This window comes from Nocardiopsis listeri (genome assembly GCF_020741345.1).
GTDB classification, from domain to species: domain Bacteria; phylum Actinomycetota; class Actinomycetes; order Streptosporangiales; family Streptosporangiaceae; genus Nocardiopsis; species Nocardiopsis listeri_A.
The window spans coordinates 1-19331 of record NZ_DYZD01000266.1 but is presented as its reverse complement, the minus strand read 5'-3'; the positions used below and the strand labels follow the sequence as shown (position 1 = coordinate 19331).

Annotated in this window: 17 protein-coding genes and 1 pseudogene; 10 read left to right on the top strand and 8 right to left on the bottom strand. The window is 69.0% G+C overall.

Features of this window, described 5'->3' with window-relative positions:
* Window positions 1–1047 (top strand): redox-regulated ATPase YchF (ychF, locus tag K8V84_RS14160; RefSeq protein WP_304074865.1); only part of this gene is annotated, 1047 nt, incomplete at its 5' end.
* 140 nt (window positions 1048–1187) lie between these two features.
* Here ychF and K8V84_RS14155 read toward each other — a convergent pair.
* Window positions 1188–1601 carry a DUF3224 domain-containing protein gene (locus K8V84_RS14155; protein ID WP_304074863.1) on the bottom strand — a complete coding sequence of 138 codons (414 nt, stop codon included), beginning with the start codon at window positions 1599–1601 and terminating at the stop codon, window positions 1188–1190.
* Between the two features lie 245 nt (window positions 1602–1846).
* Here K8V84_RS14155 and K8V84_RS14150 point away from each other — a divergent pair, with 245 nt between their 5' ends.
* Window positions 1847–2827, top strand: a complete 981-nt coding sequence (locus K8V84_RS14150; protein ID WP_304074862.1) for an LLM class flavin-dependent oxidoreductase — start codon at window positions 1847–1849, stop codon at window positions 2825–2827.
* Window positions 2828–3087: 260 nt separating this feature from the next.
* Window positions 3088–3345, top strand: a complete 258-nt coding sequence (locus K8V84_RS14145) for a DUF2798 domain-containing protein (protein WP_304074861.1) — start codon at window positions 3088–3090, stop codon at window positions 3343–3345.
* 17 nt (window positions 3346–3362) lie between these two features.
* Here the strand turns inward: K8V84_RS14145 and K8V84_RS14140 are convergent, their stop codons facing one another.
* The 5 genes from K8V84_RS14140 to K8V84_RS14120 form a co-directional block, all read right to left on the bottom strand.
* On the bottom strand, window positions 3363–3806 hold the full coding sequence (locus tag K8V84_RS14140; RefSeq protein ID WP_304074860.1) for a VOC family protein: 444 nt from the start codon (window positions 3804–3806) through the stop codon (window positions 3363–3365).
* Window positions 3807–4059: 253 nt separating this feature from the next.
* Complete coding sequence (locus K8V84_RS14135; protein ID WP_304074859.1) at window positions 4060–4284, bottom strand: helix-turn-helix transcriptional regulator; 225 nt, start codon at window positions 4282–4284, stop codon at window positions 4060–4062.
* A gap of 5 nt (window positions 4285–4289) precedes the next feature.
* Window positions 4290–5162 (bottom strand): ABC transporter permease, encoded by an 873-nt coding sequence (locus tag K8V84_RS14130; protein ID WP_304074858.1) that lies wholly within the window; start codon window positions 5160–5162, stop codon window positions 4290–4292.
* Complete coding sequence (locus K8V84_RS14125) at window positions 5159–6070, bottom strand: ABC transporter ATP-binding protein (protein WP_304074855.1); 912 nt, start codon at window positions 6068–6070, stop codon at window positions 5159–5161. Before K8V84_RS14125 ends, K8V84_RS14130 begins: the two co-directional genes overlap by 4 nt.
* Before the next feature lie 209 nt (window positions 6071–6279).
* Entirely contained in the window at window positions 6280–7044 is a 765-nt protein-coding gene (locus K8V84_RS14120; RefSeq protein ID WP_304074854.1) for a TetR/AcrR family transcriptional regulator, read from the bottom strand.
* 122 nt (window positions 7045–7166) lie between these two features.
* On the opposite strand from K8V84_RS14120, the gene K8V84_RS14115 reads away from it, so the two are divergent.
* Window positions 7167–8351 (top strand): DUF418 domain-containing protein, encoded by a 1185-nt coding sequence (locus K8V84_RS14115; protein WP_304074853.1) that lies wholly within the window; start codon window positions 7167–7169, stop codon window positions 8349–8351.
* A 30-nt stretch (window positions 8352–8381) separates the two neighbouring features.
* On the opposite strand, the gene K8V84_RS14110 is transcribed toward K8V84_RS14115, so the two are convergent.
* On the bottom strand, window positions 8382–9071 hold the full coding sequence (locus K8V84_RS14110; protein WP_304074852.1) for a lysoplasmalogenase: 690 nt from the start codon (window positions 9069–9071) through the stop codon (window positions 8382–8384).
* Between the two features lie 396 nt (window positions 9072–9467).
* Here K8V84_RS14110 and K8V84_RS14105 point away from each other — a divergent pair, with 396 nt between their 5' ends.
* The 3 genes from K8V84_RS14105 to K8V84_RS14095 all read left to right on the top strand — a co-directional run bounded on the left by K8V84_RS14105 (window position 9468) and on the right by K8V84_RS14095 (window position 14241).
* Window positions 9468–10412: a conjugal transfer protein gene (locus K8V84_RS14105; protein WP_304074851.1), complete on the top strand. Its 945-nt coding sequence runs from the start codon at window positions 9468–9470 to the stop codon at window positions 10410–10412.
* A gap of 72 nt (window positions 10413–10484) precedes the next feature.
* Window positions 10485–10805, top strand: coding sequence for a hypothetical protein (locus K8V84_RS14100; RefSeq protein WP_304074832.1), 321 nt, complete (start codon window positions 10485–10487; stop codon window positions 10803–10805).
* Window positions 10806–10824: 19 nt separating this feature from the next.
* On the top strand, window positions 10825–14241 hold the full coding sequence (locus K8V84_RS14095) for a TcpE family conjugal transfer membrane protein (protein WP_304074831.1): 3417 nt from the start codon (window positions 10825–10827) through the stop codon (window positions 14239–14241).
* Between the two features lie 141 nt (window positions 14242–14382).
* Here K8V84_RS14095 and thpD read toward each other — a convergent pair whose 3' ends face one another.
* On the bottom strand, window positions 14383–15303 hold the full coding sequence (gene thpD / locus K8V84_RS14090) for an ectoine hydroxylase (RefSeq protein ID WP_304074829.1): 921 nt from the start codon (window positions 15301–15303) through the stop codon (window positions 14383–14385).
* A 469-nt stretch (window positions 15304–15772) separates the two neighbouring features.
* On the opposite strand from thpD, the gene K8V84_RS14085 reads away from it, so the two are divergent.
* The 3 genes and pseudogenes from K8V84_RS14085 to K8V84_RS14075 form a co-directional block, all read left to right on the top strand.
* Window positions 15773–16435 (top strand): DUF1524 domain-containing protein, encoded by a 663-nt coding sequence (locus K8V84_RS14085; protein ID WP_304074827.1) that lies wholly within the window; start codon window positions 15773–15775, stop codon window positions 16433–16435.
* Between the two features lie 136 nt (window positions 16436–16571).
* Window positions 16572–19022, top strand: coding sequence for an ATP-binding protein (locus K8V84_RS14080; RefSeq protein WP_304074825.1), 2451 nt, complete (start codon window positions 16572–16574; stop codon window positions 19020–19022).
* Between the two features lie 69 nt (window positions 19023–19091).
* A pseudogene (locus K8V84_RS14075) lies at window positions 19092–19331 on the top strand (hypothetical protein); the annotation flags it as partial.

Genomic DNA, 19331 nt, shown 5'->3' with positions numbered 1-19331 from the left:
GGCAAGTCCACCCTTTTCAACGCGCTGACCAAGAACGACGCTCTGGCCGCGAACTACCCGTTCGCGACCATCGAGCCCAACGTCGGGGTCGTTGGTGTTCCCGATGCCCGGCTCGGGAAGCTGGCCGAGATCTTCGGCTCCGCGAAGATCCTTCCGGCGACGGTGGACTTCGTGGACATCGCGGGCATCGTCCGCGGCGCCTCCACCGGTGAGGGCCTGGGTAACAAGTTCCTCGCCAACATCCGTGAGAGCGACGCGATCTGCCAGGTGATCCGGGCCTTCGAGGACGCCGACGTCACCCACGTCGACGGCGACGTCGAGCCCTCCCGCGACATCGAGACCATCAACACCGAGCTGATCCTGGCCGACCTCCAGACCCTGGAGAAGGCGATCCCGCGCCTGGAGAAGGACGCCAAGCGCAACGCCAAGGACAAGGGCGCCCAGGAGCTCTTGGAGGCAGCCAAGGCCGCCCAGGAGGTCCTGAACGAGGGCACCTCGCTGTCCCAGTCCAAGGGCATCGACCTGGACCGGCTGCGCGAGCTGAGCCTGCTCACCGTCAAGCCGTTCATCTACGTGTTCAACCTCGACAGCGACGAGCTCGCCGACGAGGCCCTGCGCACCAAGCTGCAGGAGCTGGTCTCCCCGGCCGAGGCGATCTTCCTCGACGCCAAGATCGAGTCGGAGCTGGCCGAGCTGGAGGACGACGAGGCCCAGGAGCTTTTGGAGTCCCTCGGCCAGACCGAGTCGGGCCTGGCCCAGCTCGCCCGCGTCGGCTTCGCCACGCTCGGGCTGCAGACGTACCTGACCGCGGGCCCCAAGGAGGCGCGCGCCTGGACGATCAAGAAGGGCGCGACCGCCCCCGAGGCGGCCGGTGTCATCCACACCGACTTCGAGCGCGGCTTCATCAAGGCCGAGATCGTGTCCTTCGACGACCTCGTCGCGAACGGCGACATGGCCGCGGCCCGCGCCGCCGGCAAGGTCCGCATGGAGGGCAAGGAATACGTGATGGCCGACGGCGACGTGGTGGAGTTCCGCTTCAACGTCTGAGCCGTGGATCGGCGGCCGTTCACTCTGCCGCGGATCGGTGGGGACACACCGGGGTCGTGGCACCTTCGTGGCGGTGGTCGCATCTGCGGCGGAACGTTCACCGGGGATCGACCCGATGAACCTTCCGTCGGTCCGTCTCGCTACGGCGCGATCCGGTATTCGAGGTTCAGGTGGTGGGTGCCGTCCGCGTCGACGACGATGTCGCCGGTTCCGGTGATGCCGGAGAGCTCGCCGGTGCCGCTGCCGGGCACGATCAACAACATCTCGTTCGAGCGGTCCGAACCGGAGGTCGTGGCGCTGTGGGTGATGTTGCAGGCCCCGGCACGGCCGTCGATCGTCCCCTCGAAGGACTCCAACGCCACGTAGGTCCCGCCACGTTCCTCATCGAACGCGTACACGAACTGAGTCTGCGCGGTGCCGTTGATCGCCCCGCGGAACTCCTTGCGCATCAGCGCATACCCGTTCGGCAGACCCGTGGTCACACTCGCCTCGAACGGTTGGGGCACCATCTCCGCGACGGTGAACGTGCCGGTCGCGGTCTCTACCTGACTCATCCTGAGTGCTCTTCTTTCCGTTGGCCGTGGTCCATCAAGGCTGGAGCATCGTCGTTCGGGGGCCCGATCGGCAGGATTCTCCACGAGATTCAATCATGAGCGAACGCGCTCGGAGAAGTGGTCGAAGTCGCCCCGCCGATGACCTGGTCGATGGGCCCACCACCACGGTGACGAGGAGCGGATAGGTTGAAGGAGGTGGCGAATTCGCCGACCCGGCCATATTCCTGGAAAGGATGAGAAACGCTGTGCCAGTCCCGCTGAGTATTCTCGACCTCGTCTCCATCTCCGAGGGGTCGACGGCCCGCGAGGGCATCGCCGCGTCGATGGCCGCGGCGCGATCGGCGGACCGTCTCGGCTACACGCGCCTCTGGTTCGCCGAGCACCACAACACCGTGAACCTCGCCGCCAGTGCCACGGCGCTGCTCATCGACCAGGCCGCCACGGTGACCGAGCGGATCCGCGTGGGATCGGGCGGCGTGATGCTCCCGAACCACGCCCCGCTCATGGTGGCCGAGCAGTACGGCACGCTGGCCAACATCCACGGGAACCGCATCGACCTCGGTCTGGGCCGGGCACCGGGCACCGACATGATGACGGCCCAGGCACTGAGCCGTTCCTCGGCCGAACCGCAGGCGTTCGCGGAGAACATCTTCGATCTCCAGGGCTGGTTCGGAAGCGAGGGCACGGGCCGGAGCGCGCCGATCGCCTCGGCGGTGTCCAAGGGCACCGAGGTTCCCATCTGGGTCCTCGGCTCGACCGTCAACGGTGCCTCCATCGCCGGTCAGCTCGGGCTGCCGTTCTCCGTCGCCTCCCACTTCGCGCCCGACCAGCTCGACGACGCGATCGAGGTCTACCGGAGCAGCTTCACCGCCGACGCTCCGACCGCGCAGATCGACAAGCCCTACGTCATGGCCGGAATCAACGTCATGGTGGCCGACGGAGACGCCGAGGCCGAACGCGAGTACACCACCCTGGCCCAGATGTTCGGCGACATCGCGACCGGCCGACGCCGTAAGCTCCAGCCGCCGATCGACCCGTCCGAGGCGCGCGGCATGAACAACCCGATGCTCAGCGTCAAGGCCGTCGGCGGCCCGGAGACCGTCGTGCGGCGGCTGAGGGAGTTCGTCGAGCGCACGGGCGCCGATGAGCTCATCACCGTCACCTACGCCTACGACCCGGCCGTCCGCGAACGCTCACTCCGACTGCTGGCCGAGAACTGGTTCTGAGTCCACCCGCTCGGGGAGGCGGGAACACCCACCGAGGGAATCCGTCCGGAGCCCGGTGGGTTCGACCACACCGGTGCCGTCGCCGAGATCCGGTATCCTGAAGACGCCTGAAAGATCCTGGCTGGTGTGGTTATTCCAGCCCTCACTCTCTTGAGATGCAGTCGCACCCGTCGGTGCGAACCCGAGGCGCCCTATCCCTTGACCCAAGGGGCGGCGCCACCGTCTGCATCGATGGCATCGTCGCCCCGAAAGGAACGACGATGAGCAAGAAGAGCATCCTTTTGTCCCAGGTCATCATGACCTTCATCATGGCCTCGACCATGTCGGGCGTCCTGGGCATGATCTTCTCCGGTGGCCCGTCCATGGAGTGGCTGGTCACCTGGCCCAAGCAGTTCATCATCGCCTGGCCCATCGCCTTCGCCCTGACCATGGTCGCCTGGCCCGCGTCGATGGCGCTCACCGGCGCGATCCTTCGCCCCCGCGGAGGTCGGGCGCCCGCCACTCCCGAGGCGGGCTGACCCGGCGAGGTCGCGTTTCACCGGGTGACCGGCGGCGTCAGGCGTAGGCGGCCGTGTTCGTCGATGCGCATGAGCGCCCGCGAGGGGTTGTGCGCGATCTCCCAGAGGTGCCCGTCCGGGTCGGCGACGTACCCGGAGTGTCCACCCCACTCCTTGGCCTCCGGCGCGCGCACCGCGGTGGCCCCCGCCGCGACCCAGTCGGCGAAGGTCCGATCGACGTCGGCGGCAGAGTCCAGGTTCATCGCCAGGGTGACCCCGCGGAAACCCTCGCCGAGGGCGGGCAGTCCCGTGTCCGCGGCCAGGGCCTCCCACCCGTACAGGGCCAGGGCCGTTCCGGTGGTGGGAAGGAACACGATCGTGCCCAGGTCGTGTCGACGTTCGAAGCCCACGGATTCGTAGAAGGCCGCTGCGGCGGCGACGTCGCGTACGCCCAGGGTGATGAGGTCGAGTCGTTGGTCCATGACGTGCACACTACGTCGCGGTCTCGGAACCGGTCCGGGTGAGGGCGCACGAGCAGGGCGATCGGAGTGCCCGGAACCCGGAAACAGCGCCCAGACGAGAGCGACGCCTCCGAGGTCGTCCGACCTCGGTAGGCGTCGCTCTCGCACGCCCTCGTCAGTGGTGGGAGGACCGCGCCGGACTCTGGACGGAGCCCCGCGAAGCCCTCCCCGTCACCGCTTTGGACGCAAGGCGGTGGAGCAAGGGATGGATCGGTCAGGAGGACAACCGCGGGAACGGTTCGGTCGAGAAGACCACCTCGACCCTGACGTCGAAGTACCGGGCGATGCGCAGGGCGAGGTACAGGCTCGGGCTGAACTCGCCCCGCTCCAGGTAACCGATGGTCTGGTAGTGCACCCCGAGAGCGTCCGCCAGCTCTCGCCGAGACACCTGGCGCTCGGCGCGCAGCATCGCAATGCGGTTGTGGACCACGTCCGCCATCCGGTCTAACCTCCCCAATCCTGACGCAGCTCGGCGCGCCGCCGGTCCACCGCCGAACCGGACTCGCGCCTGGCCATGCGGCTGAGGAGCCGCGGCGCCAGGACCAGACCGACGATCGTCCAGGCCGAAAGCACCAGCAGCATCTCCGGTACCCGCCATGACGCACCGATCTCGACCGCGACCATTGTGTCGGGCAGCAGCGTGGAGCGCATCCCGAGCCCCATCCAGTACATCGGGAACGCCTGCCCGATCCCCTGGAGCCAGGCGGGAAGGGCCGTGATCGGGTAGAAGACGCCGGAGACCCCGACCAGTCCCATGAACGGCAACATCACCAGTCCCATGTTGCGCGGGTTCTCGATCAGCGCGCCCAGGACCGCGCCGAGGGGCAGGGTCGCGGCGAGGCCGAGGCACATCACCCCGAAGAAGCCGAGCCACCGCACCGGTGAGTCGAAGACCAGCCCGTCGAACAGCAAGAGCCCGGCCACCAGCAGCGCCAAGGTGGTGATGACGGTGATGATCGCGACCGCGAGCACCTCGCCGATCAGGTAGCCGATGGTGCCGCCCGGGACCGACTTGGCACGCAGCAGGGTGCCGTTGGTCCGGTCCATCACCAGGACCCCGAGGATCCCCATGACCCCGCTGAAGACGACGTTCATGCCGATCAGGCTGGGCAGGTTCATCGCACCGAGCGACAGCTCCGACTCACCGAAGCCGAAGTTGCGCATGAAAAGCAGCACCCCGACGCCCAGGGCCAGGGGCAGAACCGACCCCAGGACGTCGGAGGCCGTGGTCAGCGTGATCCGCAGACTGCTCAGGCCTCGGCGCAGACCGGTCCGGTAGGCGTTCAAGGTGGGGTTGATCGTGGTTCTGGTGGTCATCGGGTCGCCTCCGTGAAGCGGGTGACGGCGGCCGACGTCTCGCCGGCCTCGAACTGCTCCACCAAGGTCAGGTACGCCTCCTCCAGGCCTGCGCGTCGTACCTCGAGGTCGGTGACGGTGCCATCGTCGGTGCTGAGGAGTTCCCTGACGAAGGAGGTCGCGTCGGTACCGGGATGGACGTGGCGCTGCCCGGCCTGCGTCCACCGCACCTCGGCGGTGGCTTCGGCCGCTCGGGTGAGCGCGTCGGGCGACCCGTCGGCGATGATCCGACCACCGGCGAGGATGAGGATCCGGCCGGCGAGCTTCTCCGCCTCGGCGAGGTCGTGGGTGGTGAGCACGATCGTGGTCCCCTCCAGGTCGCTCATCCGGTGGATCAGCTCGTGGAACTCACGCCGGGCCAGGGGGTCGAACCCGGTGGTCGGTTCGTCCAGGAACAGCAGACCGGGACGTCCGATCACCCCGGCCGCGACGTCGAGTCGGCGTCGTTGGCCACCGGACAGCCTTTGGACGCGCTGGTCGGCCTGGTCCTCGAGCCCGACCAGGGCCAGTAGTTCGTCCACCGGCCAGGGCACGGTGTAGGGGCGGTAGTAGTCGGCGATGTGGCGCAGGAAGGTCCGTACCCGCCACTTGCCGTGGTCGTTCCAGTTCTGCAGGACCATCCCGATCCGCGCCCGCCATGAGTCGTCCCCGTGGGCGGGGTCGACCCCCAGGACCTCGACCCGACCGCCGGAACGGGCCCGGAACCCTTCGAGGATCTCCACGGTCGTGGTCTTTCCGGCCCCGTTGGGGCCGAGGATCGCGAGTACCTCCCCGGTGGCGACCTCGAACTCCACACCGTTCAGGACGTCCGTCGTCCCGTACCGCATGCGAAGGTCCGAAACCGCGATCGCGGTCGTATCAACCGCCATGGCATCTCCATCTCATCTCTACCTCCAAATGTAGTAGAGATGCTATATACCGCTGCAGGAGTGCACAACCGAGATCTCCTTTCGCGGTTCCACGGCGGTGAGTGGGGCCCCGTGGTCGGCGACGCCGCCCCCATGCCGGCCTTCGCGTTCCTCGCCCGGGGCGGGTTCGCGTTCGCTCCCTTCGGTGGCCGAACCCGCGTTCGGACGGGTTATCGGTGCTTCGCTCCACCCGTGCGGGAGACCTGCGCGGCGAGGCCGTCGAGGATCAGTTCGAGTCCGGCGTCGAAGTCCGCCCGGGCCGCGAATTCGGCCGGCCGATCCGTGGCGCGGAGCGCCTCGGAGGTGAGCATCTCCGCGGTGCGCGGGAAGTGGTCGGGGGTGACGAGTCCGCGCAACGCGCGTGCGTAGCCGTCCTTGTCCTCCGCCACCGAGTCGCCCGGGGGGCGACCCTCCTCGAGTTCCTGAGCGAGCAGCGCGGAGTGGCGTACGTAGCCGCTCAGCAGGGTGAGCACCCTGAGTTGCTCGCCCCAGTCGAGCCCGGTGTCGGCCAGTTGCTCGAAGCCCCGTTCGAGCCAGGCGATCTGGTTCGGGCCGGAGGGTGATCGGTAGATGGGCACGCGGGGGAGCCACGGCCTCCGCAGGGTCAGCTCCCAGAAGTCGACCGCCCAGCGCCGCATCCCCTCGCGCCACCCGGCGGACTCTCCCGAAGCCGCGTGGGGTTCGCTCGCGGCGTCCAGCATCAGCTGAAGCAGTTCGTGCTTGGACCCGACGTACCGGTAGAGCGACATGGGGGTCACCCCCAGTTCCTCGGCCACCTTCGGCAACGTCGCCGCGCCCAGGCCTCCACCGTCCGCGAGGCGTACCGCGGTCGCGACCACCGTCTCGACGTTCAGGTTCGACCTGCGCCCCAGGCGCGCCGGAGTCGTCGGCAGCCGCCAGAGTCGGCGGAAGAAGTCGGGCACGTCGTCGTTCATGCTCTCGATCCTGGTGGTTTCTCGAAGTTCGTCAGGTGGTTCGACCTGGTGGGAGCGGGTGGCGGCAGTGTATCTCAGCAATAAACTATGTCACATATAGTTTAAGTGATACGCTATTTCGCATGACGAGTCAGACAGGCATCCGTTCGGTCGCGGAGCGCGGCCGTGTCCACGACGTCGACGCCCTGCGCGGGTTCGCGCTGCTCGGGATCTTCGTCGTCAACATCACGTTCATGGCGTCGGCCTATCCGGGCAACCTGGTCGCCGACCCCTCGTTCGCCTCACCGCTCGACGACGCCGTCCGCCTCATGGTCTCGGCGCTGTTCTCGATGAAGTTCTACCTGCTGTTCTCCTTCCTGTTCGGCTACAGCTTCGTGCTCCAGATGGACGCCGCCCAGCGTGCCGGGCGGGCGTTCGCGCCACGCATGCTCCGCCGGATCGTCGGCCTCTTCGTGATCGGCGCGGCCCACATCGTCCTCCTCTACGGCGGGGACGTCCTGACGACCTACGCGGCGGTCGGGCTGGTCCTTCTCGCCATGCACCGCGTCGGTGACACCACGGCGCTCAGAACGGCCGGGGTGATCTACGCGGTGGTCCTGGTCTCCCTCGTGGGGAGCACGTTGTTCCTCGGAGGCTCGGCGTTCATGCCGGGTGAGGAAGAGGCTTTGGCCAACGCGGCCGCGCAGACACAGGCCATGCTGGGGACACCGGCCGACATCGTGGGGCACCACCTCGGCGGCCTCGGTCTCCTCGTCCTGCAGGCCGTCTCGCTCCAGGGGCCGACCGCGCTGGCGATGTTCCTCCTGGGCATGGTCGCCGCGCGCCGGCGCGTGTTCTCGGGGCTGGACGGCGGCGAGCCGATCCTGAGCCGAATCCAGCTGGTCGGCTTCCCCGTGGGGCTCGCCGGCGGCGCGGCGTACGCGTTCCTCGGCGGTGCCGGTAGCACCCTCGCCACCACCGTGAGCGTGGCGACGGCGCCGTTCCTGGCAGCCGCGTACGCGGCGACCCTGGTGCGGGTCGTGCACGGCCGTCGGACCGCTTGGGTCGGCGGCGCCCTGGCGCCGGTCGGACGCCTTGCGCTGACGAACTACCTGGCGCAGTCGGTGGTCGGGGTCGTGCTGTTCACCGGTGTCGGCTTCGGACTCGCCGGCCGGGTGTCCCCGCCCCTGTTGCTGCTGACGGCCTTCGGCGTGTTCGCGGTCCAGGTCGCGCTGAGCGCCTGGTGGCTGCGCGGACACAGGTACGGCCCCGCGGAGTACCTGCTGCGTTGGTTCACCAACGGGGATCGGCCCTCGTCCAGGGCGTAGCCGCGGGGGAGGCCTTCGGCGCCGTGCACGCTACGCCGCGGTCTCGACACCGGTTCGGGCACGGGGTCGGGAGAGCAGACCCAGCACGATGAGGACCTGCGCGGCGATGTAGGTGCTCATCACCCAGAACCCGCCTTGGGGGAGAGAGTCCCATCCGGGAGCGAACGCGCGCAGTGCGATCAGGGCATCCGAAACCAGGAACAGCGCCCCGCCGGCCGCCACCCACGGCCCCAGCCCGGTGGAGAGGACGGCCATCGTGCCCAGCACGAGTCCGTACAGCAGCACCGGGACCAAGAGCCCGCCGGCGTGCGGGGCGCACAGCCACACCAGCACCGCCACGAACCCGATGTAGGGCACGAGCAGCCACCGGCGTCGGGTCAGAACGCTGTCGTTCCTGTAGGGCCGGAACGCCACCACGTACACCACTTGCGCGACCAGGAAGAACCCGACCATCAGCAGGAACGCGGTGTCGCCGGAGGCGAACGCCGGGGCGGTGTCACCGAGCCAGGAGAACACCAGAGCGACCATCGCCAGGACGATCAGTCGGCCGCGTGGTCGCCCGGTGGAGCCGGCGAGCACCAACAGCAGGACGGGCATGAGGAAGACCTGGGTCGGTCGGTCCCAGGCGTCGATCCCGAGCAACTGGATCACCAGGTGCGCCACCGCGAGTACGGCGAACAGGAGGAAGAGGACGCGGGGAAGCGTGCGACAGGGGATCATCCGGACATCTTAGGGGTGACGCAGGTCACCGAGGCATGAATGTCCCTTTTCTGCATGGTTCGTCGGGGGCCGGCGTCCTGTTCGATCCCGGATCGGTGTCGAAAGCGGTGCGTGGAAGCCACATCTTGCTCTCCAGCGGGTGACTAATCCCTTTACGGTCTGGCCAGAAATGCGCCCACCTGTACCTCTTCAGAGAGGTTTCTGTGGAGAATTGTCGTACTCTGGGCCCTTTGGGTGGTTCTTCCTTGGGGTGCAATGTGCCCTCGATGGGGAAACACGGTCCCTTCATGGGCGCTCCCAACCCGCACAATGCCTCACTATAGGGATGGGGTAGACAAGGGCATGACCGAAGCGTCGGCGACAACGTCGGCGCGTAACCGTGTTCAGGAGGCGGGGATGGCCAAGGTGCGTGACCGGGCCGACGACGACCACGATCTCGATGCCCCGCGCACCCGTACTCCACGCGCGGGCGCGGGCGGTCGCTGGTGGGTCGGTGTGGGGCGCGTTCTGCTGTGGGCTTTCATCATCGTCGTCATCTTCAACGGCATCTGGTTCCCCATCCGCAACGGATTCTCCCTTCCCGGTTCCTCGGCCGCCGAACCCGAGACCTCCGAGTCCGCGGCCTTCCCCGAGACCTCCGCCGCGGCGTTCGCCCTGCGCTTCGCCGGCACCTACCTCGACACCTCCGACCCCGAGGCCCGCCAGGCCGCCCTGGCCGCGTTCGTCCCCGAAGGCGAGACCGGCGGCATGAACCTCCCCGCCGACAGCCTCAGCGGCGACAACCTCACCGTGGTCGCCGTCGACGTCCTCGACGACCACAACGCCCGCGTGGTGGTGCGCGCCGACGTCAACGGCGAACCCATGAGCCTGCAGGTGCCCGTCTACAGCGACGGTGACGCCCTGGTGCTCTCCGGGCGTCCCGCGCTCATGGCCGCCCCCGCCCAGGCCGAACTGCCCCGGGCACAGTCCTACGACACAGACGAGCAGGCCGCCGAGCAGCTCGCCGACACCCTTTCCGGTTTCTTCGAGGTCTACGCGGAGGAGGCCGGTCACCTCGACCGGTACGTGGAACCCGGCGCCACGATCGCCCCGCTTCCGGCGAACACCCTGGAATTCGACGAACTGTCCGATATCACCGTGCCATCCCGGTCCTCGACCGGAGATGATGACGTACGACAGGTGTCGGCCACCGTGGCCTGGTCCCTGCCCTCCACCGAACCGGACGAGGGCGCCGCCGGGGCCGGGGCCATGGAGCAGAACTACCTGGTCACGGTCGTCAACTCGGGCAACGAGTGGTACGTGCGTGACATCCAGGGCGCCCCGCATTCGTTCAGCGGATGACGGGGCCTGTAGGCAAGGAGACGAGAAGGACCATGCGCACACCAGTAACGACACCGGAGGGAGGCGCCTGACATGCTCCCCCTACTGGCCTCCACCGCCGACGCCATGACGGCCCTCGGTGGCACGGACCTCCTCCACCTGGCGGTCGAGACCCCCGCGGAGAACGCCCCCGACACCGGTGGCCTCGCGGAGTTCCTGCGCGGGTTCTTCGGCCCGCTCTTCCTCGTCATCGTGTCCATCGTCGCGATCTTCTTCCTGTTCACCAGGGAGATCACCCGATTCGCGCAGTTCATGATCCTGGCGATCTTCATCGGGATCGTCTTCTACGTCCCCGGCATCATCGAGGTCATCGCGGTGGCCATCGCCCGAGCGATGGGCGTACCGACGGAATAGGCGAGGGAGGCCGGAAACCGTGGATCTGCCCACGTACACCAATATCTGGCGTATCGAGAAGCGGCTGTACAAGCTCTACGATTTCCGGCTGCCCATGCCGCTCCCGGTCGGTACCTTCGGTGTCGCCCTGGGCATCTTCGCGCTCTGGGTGGTGCTGCTGACCCTGGTGCGGGCCCCGTTCGAGTTCGGCAACGGCTGGCACCTGGTGATGTGGGTCGTCCCGCCCGGTGTGATCACCGTGTTGGCCACGCGACCGGTGATCGAGGGCAAGCGCCTCACCGAGCTGCTCATCTCGCAGGCACGCTTCCTCACCGAGGCGCGTGTGTACACCCGGATGGCCCCTGAGTACGAACCGGCGCAGGTGCGGGTCGCGGTGCGCGTGTGGCACCGGGACCCGGACGCCGGCCCCCTGCCCCTGCCCCGCGGCGGCCGACGCACCAGGGCGGAGGAGGAGACCGCGCTCGCCGAACACGAGGCCCCCGTCGAGGAGGCCCCGGTCCCCGAGGCCTTCGAGGAGGAACAGGCCCTGCGCGCCGCTCGCGAGGCCGCCCCGCCCCTGCGCGGTGTGCCGGTGCCCGAACCGGCCCCCCGCACGGCGCCGGAGCCCGAACCGGTCGACGACGCGGTCGAGTACACCCCGGCTCCCGAGGTCGCGGCCCACCAGGTCGCCGCCCGCAAGGTCCCGGTCACCGTCGGCGCAGGGGCGGAGATCGCCGAGCGGGAGGACGACGCGCCCGTCGCTATGACCACCACGCGACCTCCTGGCCGGGACGAGGAGGACCAACGTCCGAGCCGTGGGGTTGGCCGCCGGATGCTCAACTACTTCGGGTTCGGCCTGCCCGCCAGCGACGACGGCACGGGCGCCCCGCCTCCGGCGCAGGAGCACCGCGCGTTCTCCAACGCCGAAGACGGGCAGGACGAGGTCGACTTCGACGAACCGCTCTACGTCACCGAGGAGGACGAACAGCGCGACCGCGACGAGTGGTTCGCCCGGCTGAAGGCCTCCTCCGGGGAGACACCCGTGGGGCTGACCTCCAAGAGCGCCTACGCCTCCAGTGACACCGGGGCGATGAGCAGCGAAGAACTCGGTGAGGCCGTCTCCACGCCCCCGACGGCGTCCTCGCGTCGACTGCGAGGTCGTGCGCAGGGGATCCAGGTCGCTCGTGACCTGGACGCCCGTCGCGAACGTGAGGTCGAGCCCACCGACATCACCGAGCACGCCGAGGTGAGCGACGCGCCCGAGCGCGCTCGCGAGAGGGCGCGCCCGCCGGCCGAACCCGAGAAGGCACGCGGTCGCGCGCTGCCCGCCACGAACGAGGAGAAGGACCCGGAGAGGAAGGAAGGGCCGCGCCGCAAGGGGCGTCCGCACGCCTCTCCGTGGGAGCTGGAGAAGAAGGAACGTCGGGGCGAGTACCCGGACCTGTCGGACTACGCGGCCCGGTACGCCGAGGCGACCGGTCGTCCTGCGGCGGCCCGTGAGGTCGCACCGGCGCCGTGGCTGCCGCCCGCTTCGGGCGCCCCGAAGAAGACCGAGGACAAGGTCGAGGAGAAGACCGAAGCGAAGGTCGAGGAGAAGCCGCACGAGAAGTCGGAGACCGGACCGGAGACCGAGAGCTCCCCGAAGGACCCCGGGACCCCGGACCACATCGGGCGTAACGAGGCCGGCCCCCAGGTCTCCCACGCGGCACGCCCTCGTCCGCAGGCTCCCGAGCTGGACCACGGCACCGGAGAGCAGGACAACCACATGTCCGTGCTCGACCGGCACCTGATCAAGGCCGACACCCCGGCGCCGCCGCGTCCCAAGTTCGCCGACGCGGTCCCGGTGGAGGAACGCCCGGCCGAGCCCACCGACCACTCCGAGTGGTTCGACGACGGTAAGCGCCGCCACCCGGACCAGCCCAAGGTCGGTGACAAGGACAACCCGGTGATCCCCGTCAGCGAGCTCCGCGAGGAGCGGCGCAAGCGGGAACGACAGGAGGAGGCGAAGGCACGGCGGGCCGAGGAGGAGGCGGTGGAGGCGGTGGAGGCCGAGTCCACCAAGCCCGCCACCCAACTGGACCACGGCACCGGTGAACTCGTCAGCTTCGTCGAGGTCCGCGAGGAACCCGGGCCCAGGCCCGAGCCGGAGCCCAGGCCCGAGCCGAAGCCACGGCCCGAACCACGGCGTGATCCCGAGCCCGAGCCGGTCCGTCCCACCGAGACGGAACTCGCCGAGGCCGAGGAGGCCGCTCTGCGGGCCCGGCGCCGCGACAAGGCGGAGGAGCGGGCCGAAGAGCCGGCCGAGACGCACACCGAGGAGCGGTCGGAGGAACCGGCCGAGGAGCGGACCGAGACCGGACACGACGCTCACGAGGACCACGATCCCCACGACGGGATGTTCCATCGGGTGGCGCACAACGCGCGCCGCATCGGCCGGCTCTTCGGTCAGCCGGACCCCGGCGAGGAGCCCGAACCGGCCTCGCCCCGGCCCACGGACACCGAACCCGAGCCGGCCAGGCCCGGCCTGGAGCTCGACCACGGAACCGGTGAACAGGACCGCCTGACCGAACCCGAGCCCACCACGGAGGAGACCGCGAGCGACTCCGGCGGAACCCGCGGCTGGCGCCGGCTCGCCAAGGTCGTCACGGGCGGTGGCGCCCCGATCCGCTCGGACCTGCCCGCCGCCGACGTCGAAAGGTTGCGCGCACCGCTGGCCGAACCGCGTTCCCTGGTCGTTTTGGGCTGCACCGGCGGCGCCGGACAGACGGTGACCGCGCTGATGGTCGGGCACACCCTCGCGGTGCACCGAGACGACCGGGTGGTGGCGGTCGACGTCAACCCGGGCGCCAACGGTCTGTCCCGGCGTGTGGGAGCCCAGGCCCCGGAGACGCTCACCGCCCTACTGGCCAACGCCGACGCGATCGACGAGTACGAGAGCATGCGCGCCTACGCCGGTCGGGCTCGTACGGGTCTGGAGGTCGTGCAGACGCTGGACGACCCCTACGTGCAGACCCTGGACGATCGTGACTACGGTCAGCTCACCGATCTGCTGGGTTCGTTCTACGGCATCACCCTGCTGGACCCGGCCGCCACCGGGGTGGCGCGGGCGCTGCCGGTCGCCGACGGGCTGGTTCTGGTCGCTCCGGCCAGTGCCGACGCCGAACGGGCGGTGTCCATGACGTTCGAGTGGTTGGACGGCAACGGGTACTCGGCCCTGCGCGCCAACTCGGTCCTGGTGGTCAACGGGGTGAGCAAGCGCAGCCTGCCGGACGTCGACGCCGCCGAGCGGGTGGCCCGCGGTCGCTGCCGCGCGATCGTGCGAATCCCGTGGGACGACCACCTGGGCGCGTCCTACACCAAGATCGACGTGGGGGCGCTGAAGCCGGCCACCAAGCGCGCCCACGGGGCGTTGGCCGGGGTCCTGGTCAACACGCTGGAACCGGCCCGGCAGTCCTGAGGTTCACAACGCGCGAGGCCCGCCCCCGGATCGGGGACGGGCCTCACGCGTTCGGTCGTTCGGCCCGGTGCCCGGCGCGGGCACCGTCGGGGTGCTTGGACCCGGGGCGCCCGAACCGGAGCGGAACCGTCGGTGGCGGCGTCAGGAGGACACCCTTCGGCGCCCGACCGGGGTCGTGTCCGTGGCACCGAGGAACTCGGGCCGGGCCGCACCCGCGCTGAACGGTTTGGTGCAGGTGTTCTCCACGCTGTTGAACACGATGAACACGTTGGACCGCGGGAAGGGCGTGATGTTGCCGCCGGACCCGTGCATGCAGTTGGAGTCGAACACGGTGACGTCGCCCGCCGAACCGGTGAGGACGTCGATGCCGTGCCGCTCGGCGAGCATGGACAGCGACCCCTGGTCCGGGGTGCCCACGTGCTGGCTCTTGAGCGACGCCTTGTAGTGGTTGTCCGGGGTCTCGCCGACGCACGAGACGAACGTCTTGTGCGAGCCCGGCATGATCATCAGGGCGCCGTTGTGCGTGTAGTTGTCGGTGAGCGCCACCGAGAAGCTGACGGCGCGCATCCGCGGCATGCCGTCCTCGGCGTGCCAGGTCTCGAAGTCCGAGTGCCAGTAGAACGAGCCGCCCCCGAAGCCGGGTTTGTAGTTGACGCGACTCTGGTGCACGTACACGTCGGTTCCGAGGATCTGTCGGGCGCGGTCGACCAGACGCGGGTCGTTGACCAGGTCGGAGAAGACCTCACTGATCTTGTGCACCTCGAACACGGACCTCACCTCGTCGGAGGTGGGTTCGACGACGACGCGCTCGTCCGCGCGCAGTTTCGGGTCCTCGCTGAGCCGGCGCAGCTCGGCCATGTAGGTCTCCACCTCTTCTGGGGTGACCAAGGACCGGACCTGCGTGTATCCGCGCTGTTCGTAGCCGTTGAGTTCGTCGGGTTCGAAGGGGCCCTTGTCCCTGCCGGGCCACGCGACGGGGTCGCGACGGTAGAGCAGGGAGGGTTCGGGTGCCTTACGGGTCGGGTAGTCGTCCGCGGTCGGAAGATCCATCTGCAGAGTCATGCCGTTCCCCTCGGTGAGGGGCGCTCCTCTCCGTTTCGGGTTCTTCGTACGACTCGCGAACTTAACAAATCCACATGACGGGTACGAGTGGCGCATTCGCGCGTGGTTGTTTACAATGCGGCCGTCTGGGTATTACAGCCATACTATATGGGCGAAATATGAAAACCCGAGGGGGATTCCTTCGGGTTTTTCCTGTGTTCGACCGAGGTATGTCCAGGCTTACCTGCGTTGTGTCGCTCGGGTGATGGATCGGTCGCCCGATGATCATCGTCCCAGGTCGTCCGGTTGTGGTGCTTTGATGGCGCCCCCCGTCGAGCCGGTGGCCGGGTTTTCATGTGACCTATTTCACAAGTATTCGGTGTGCGGCATGGTTCAAAGAATTCACCCTTTAGGGGCTGGCGTAAAGGCCTCGATTACTCCACAGTAGGGTCGTCCTGTTCACCCTCGACCCGCTCTTGAGGAGAAACACGTGTCCCCCTACCCCCGCGCGCTCTCGCGCGCCTTCTCGGCGGTCTCCGCGCTCACCCTCGCGGTGGTGCTCGGTTGGTCCGCCCCCGCCGCCGCCGCGGACCACACGCTGCCCCCGAACATCCCCAGTGAGTCCGAGGCCCGGACCCAGCTGGACTCGCTCACCGTCGCCGCCAAGGGACCCCAGGACGGCTACGACCGAAGCCTCTTCCCGCACTGGAACGTGGTGGACAGCCCCTGCACCGCTCGTCAGGTCGTGCTCCAGCGCGACGGCCACGACGTCGTCACCGACGACAACTGCCAGCCCACCGCCGGCAGCTGGTGGAGCGCCTTCGACGACGAGTGGGTCTACGACGTTCCCGGTGACATCAGCGTCGACCACCTGATCCCGCTGAGCGAGGCCTGGAAGACCGGTGCCGCGGACTGGTCGACCTCCGAGCGCGCCGACTTCGCCAACGACGTCGAATCGTCCCAGCTGTGGCTGGCCACCCCCTCCAGCAACGGCTCCAAGGGCGACAAGGACCCCTCGGAGTGGATGCCGGACAACACCACCGTCCACTGTGACTACGTCAAGTCCTGGATCAACGTGAAGTACGAGTACGACCTCACGATCACCTCCGACGAGGAGTCGACCCTGTCGAGCACCCTCGACGGCTCCTGCTAAAGGGGTTCTGGAGAGTCGGGGCCGCGCGTTTCGGATGACGCGCGGCCCCTTCCGCTTCTACGGCCCCGCTTCGATGCTTCATGATGGGATCGGCATCCTCCGCCGTAAGCGACCAGAAGGGCAGGGCGATCGCGCGATGACCGGTACCAGGGGGACTCGTGGGGCGACCCGTCTCGCGGTCCGCTACTTCGACGACCGGGTCCTCCTCAGCGACAACGAGGCGTGGGCCTACTTCCGACTGCCGACGGTCTCCTACGAGTTCACCACGCCCGAGGACCGCCAGGCCCTCGCCACGAACATCACCATCGCGCTCGCCGCCATCCGCATGAACGACGCCGAAGTGCACCTGCGGGTCGCCCATCGCACCTACCCGGCCGCCCAGTGGGCCACCGAACTCGACGGCACCGCCGACGGTGGCCCCGGTTGGTACGACTACCTCGACGAGATGTACCGGCACGTGTGGGCCAAGGACTTTTGGACCAAGGAGGTCTACCTCGGGGTGCGCCTCGGGCTGCGCAACGCCGGAGTGGGGATGGGACTGTTCTCCCAGGTGTTCGGCGCCTACCAGCGCACCGAGCAGGTCCTCGGCATCGACGACGACGCCATCGAGGACAAGGAACTCGCCCGCTGGACCGACCAGTCCGAGCGTCTGGGGCGCGCCCTGGCCGCCAGCTCCCTGCACGCCCGTCACGCCTCCGCCGACGAGGTCGCCTGGCTCATCCGGCACGCCGTCACCGGCACCGCCGAGGAGATCCGGCCCTCCGCCGCCGGCCGCCGCACCTGGGGACGCGGCGAGATCGAGGCGCTCGTCGACGGGGTCGTCCACAACGGCCGCTCCATGCTGCGCCTGGAACAGCCGGCCGGCTCCACCTACGTGGCGTTCCTGTCCTTCTCCCGCTTCCCCGACCTCATGCCCTTCCCCGACGGGGAACCCTGGCTGCACCACGCCGACGCGCTGCCCTTCCCCGTCGAGCTGTCCCTGCGGATGAAGCTCATCCCGCCGGCGAAGGCGTCCAAGGACGTGGGCCGCAAACTCGCGCACGCGCGGGACATGGACGCGCACATCCGCGAGGCCGGGGTGGAGGCGCCCATCGCCCTGGCCGAACAGATCGACGCCGCCCGCATGCTCGAACACGGCATCACCAAGGAACGCCTGCCGTTCGTGTACGGCTGGCACCGGCTCATGGTGTCCGCACCCACCGAACGTCTCCTGGTGCAGCAGGTGGAGGCCGTCGTGGAGCACTACCGCGACATCGGCATCGACGTCATCAACTCCACCGGCGACCAGTTCTCCCTGTTCAACGAGTCCCTGCCGGGTGACCGCATCCGCCTGAACGCCTACGCCCAGCGCCAGCCTCTGCGCACCATCGCCGGCGGCATGCCCACCGCCACCGTCGACGTCGGCGACCGCGAGGACGCCTCCGGCGGCGGATGGGTCGGCCCCTACGTCGGCGAGACCACCGGCCGGGCGCGTTCCATCGTCCACTTCGACCCCATGGTCGCCGCCGCCCGCAACCGCCCCACGGCCATCGCGATCACCGGCGAACCCGGCGGCGGCAAGACCACCCTGGCGCTGCTGATGATCTACCAGCTCGCGCTGCGCGGGGTCACCGTCGCCGCCATCGACCCCAAGGGCGACGCCGAATCCCTCGTGGAGCTGCTCAAGCACCGCGGCCGCAAGGCCAGGATCATGTCGCTGGGCTCGGCCCAGCCCGGCCTGCTCGACCCCTTCGCGTTCGGCGACGACCTCGCCGCGAAGAAGACCATGGCCACCGAGACGCTGCGCCTGCTCCTGCCCCGCATGAGCGAGGAGCGCGAGTCCGCGATGATCCAGGCCGTGGCCACCGTCGCCAACCAACCACAGCCGTCCCTGGCCAAGGTGGTCGACCACCTCACCGCCTCCGAGGACGCCGCCTCCCGCAACCTCGGCGCGGTGCTCGGGTCCATGGCGGAGATGCGCCTGGCCTCCCTGTGCTTCGACCCCCAGGGCGAGGCGCGCATCGACACCGAGGGATGGACCACCGTGTTCACCCTGGGCGGCCTCACCCTGCCCGACTCCGGCGTCCACCGCGATGACTACTCCTACGAACAGCGCCTGTCCGTGGCCCTGCTCTACCTGGTGTCGCAGTTCGCCCGCCGCCTCATGAACGGCCTGGACCGCCGCCTGCCCAAGGCGATCTTCCTGGACGAGGCGTGGGCGGTCACCTCCACCCCCGAGGGCGCCAAGCTCGTCCCGGAGGTGTCCCGCATGGGCCGCTCCCGCAACACCGCGCTCATCCTCGTCTCCCAGAACGCCGGTGACATGCTCAACGAGCAGGTCACCAACTGTCTGTCCTCGGTGTTCGCGTTCCGCTCCAGCGAGGCGCACGAGGTCGCCAGCGTCATGGACCTGCTCGGCGTGGACACCAACGAGGAGCACATGGCGGTGCTGCGCAACCTCGGCAACGGCGAGTGCCTCTTCCGTGACCTGGACGGACGCACCGGACGCATCGCCGTCGACCTCGTCTCGGAGTCGTTGCTGCGGTGGCTGGACACCAACCCCACCCGCGAACGGCCGCTGGTGTCCGCGAACGGCCGCGAGGAGTAGGGCGCCCCGGTGGTGGGGATCTATAGGAGGAGCCCCTCCCCAGACCCCACCGCTCACAAGGGACCGCCCATGAGTGAGGACGTCAGCCGGCCCCGCCCCGTAGTCGACACCGCCCTGCCAGAGGACGCCCGCGAGGACGCCTACCGTTGGGCCGCCGGCGCTCGGCACCTCTCGGCCGCCCGGAGCGACGAACTCCTGCGGTCCGAACGCCTGCGCCAGGCCTGGACCCGACTCTTCTGGGTGGGCCTCACCCTCGCCATCGCACTGGGGCCGGCCGGCGGCTTGCCGGGCATGGTCATCGCCACCATC

Excerpts from the sequence above, each read along its gene's own strand:
- K8V84_RS14110 (WP_304074852.1), bottom strand. The coding sequence starts at position 9,071 with ATGATCCCCTGTCGCACGCTTCCCCGCGTCCTCTTCCTCCTGTTCGCC.
- K8V84_RS14145 (WP_304074861.1), top strand. The coding sequence starts at position 3,088 with ATGAGCAAGAAGAGCATCCTTTTGTCCCAGGTCATCATGACCTTCATC.
- K8V84_RS14080 (WP_304074825.1), top strand. The coding sequence starts at position 16,572 with ATGACCGGTACCAGGGGGACTCGTGGGGCGACCCGTCTCGCGGTCCGC.
- K8V84_RS14105 (WP_304074851.1), top strand. The coding sequence starts at position 9,468 with ATGGCCAAGGTGCGTGACCGGGCCGACGACGACCACGATCTCGATGCC.
- K8V84_RS14120 (WP_304074854.1), bottom strand. The coding sequence starts at position 7,044 with ATGAACGACGACGTGCCCGACTTCTTCCGCCGACTCTGGCGGCTGCCG.
- K8V84_RS14100 (WP_304074832.1), top strand. The coding sequence starts at position 10,485 with ATGCTCCCCCTACTGGCCTCCACCGCCGACGCCATGACGGCCCTCGGT.
- K8V84_RS14155 (WP_304074863.1), bottom strand. The coding sequence starts at position 1,601 with ATGAGTCAGGTAGAGACCGCGACCGGCACGTTCACCGTCGCGGAGATG.
- K8V84_RS14135 (WP_304074859.1), bottom strand. The coding sequence starts at position 4,284 with ATGGCGGACGTGGTCCACAACCGCATTGCGATGCTGCGCGCCGAGCGC.
- K8V84_RS14125 (WP_304074855.1), bottom strand. The coding sequence starts at position 6,070 with ATGGCGGTTGATACGACCGCGATCGCGGTTTCGGACCTTCGCATGCGG.
- K8V84_RS14130 (WP_304074858.1), bottom strand. The coding sequence starts at position 5,162 with ATGACCACCAGAACCACGATCAACCCCACCTTGAACGCCTACCGGACC.
- thpD (WP_304074829.1), bottom strand. The coding sequence starts at position 15,303 with ATGACTCTGCAGATGGATCTTCCGACCGCGGACGACTACCCGACCCGT.
- K8V84_RS14140 (WP_304074860.1), bottom strand. The coding sequence starts at position 3,806 with ATGGACCAACGACTCGACCTCATCACCCTGGGCGTACGCGACGTCGCC.
- K8V84_RS14115 (WP_304074853.1), top strand. The coding sequence starts at position 7,167 with ATGACGAGTCAGACAGGCATCCGTTCGGTCGCGGAGCGCGGCCGTGTC.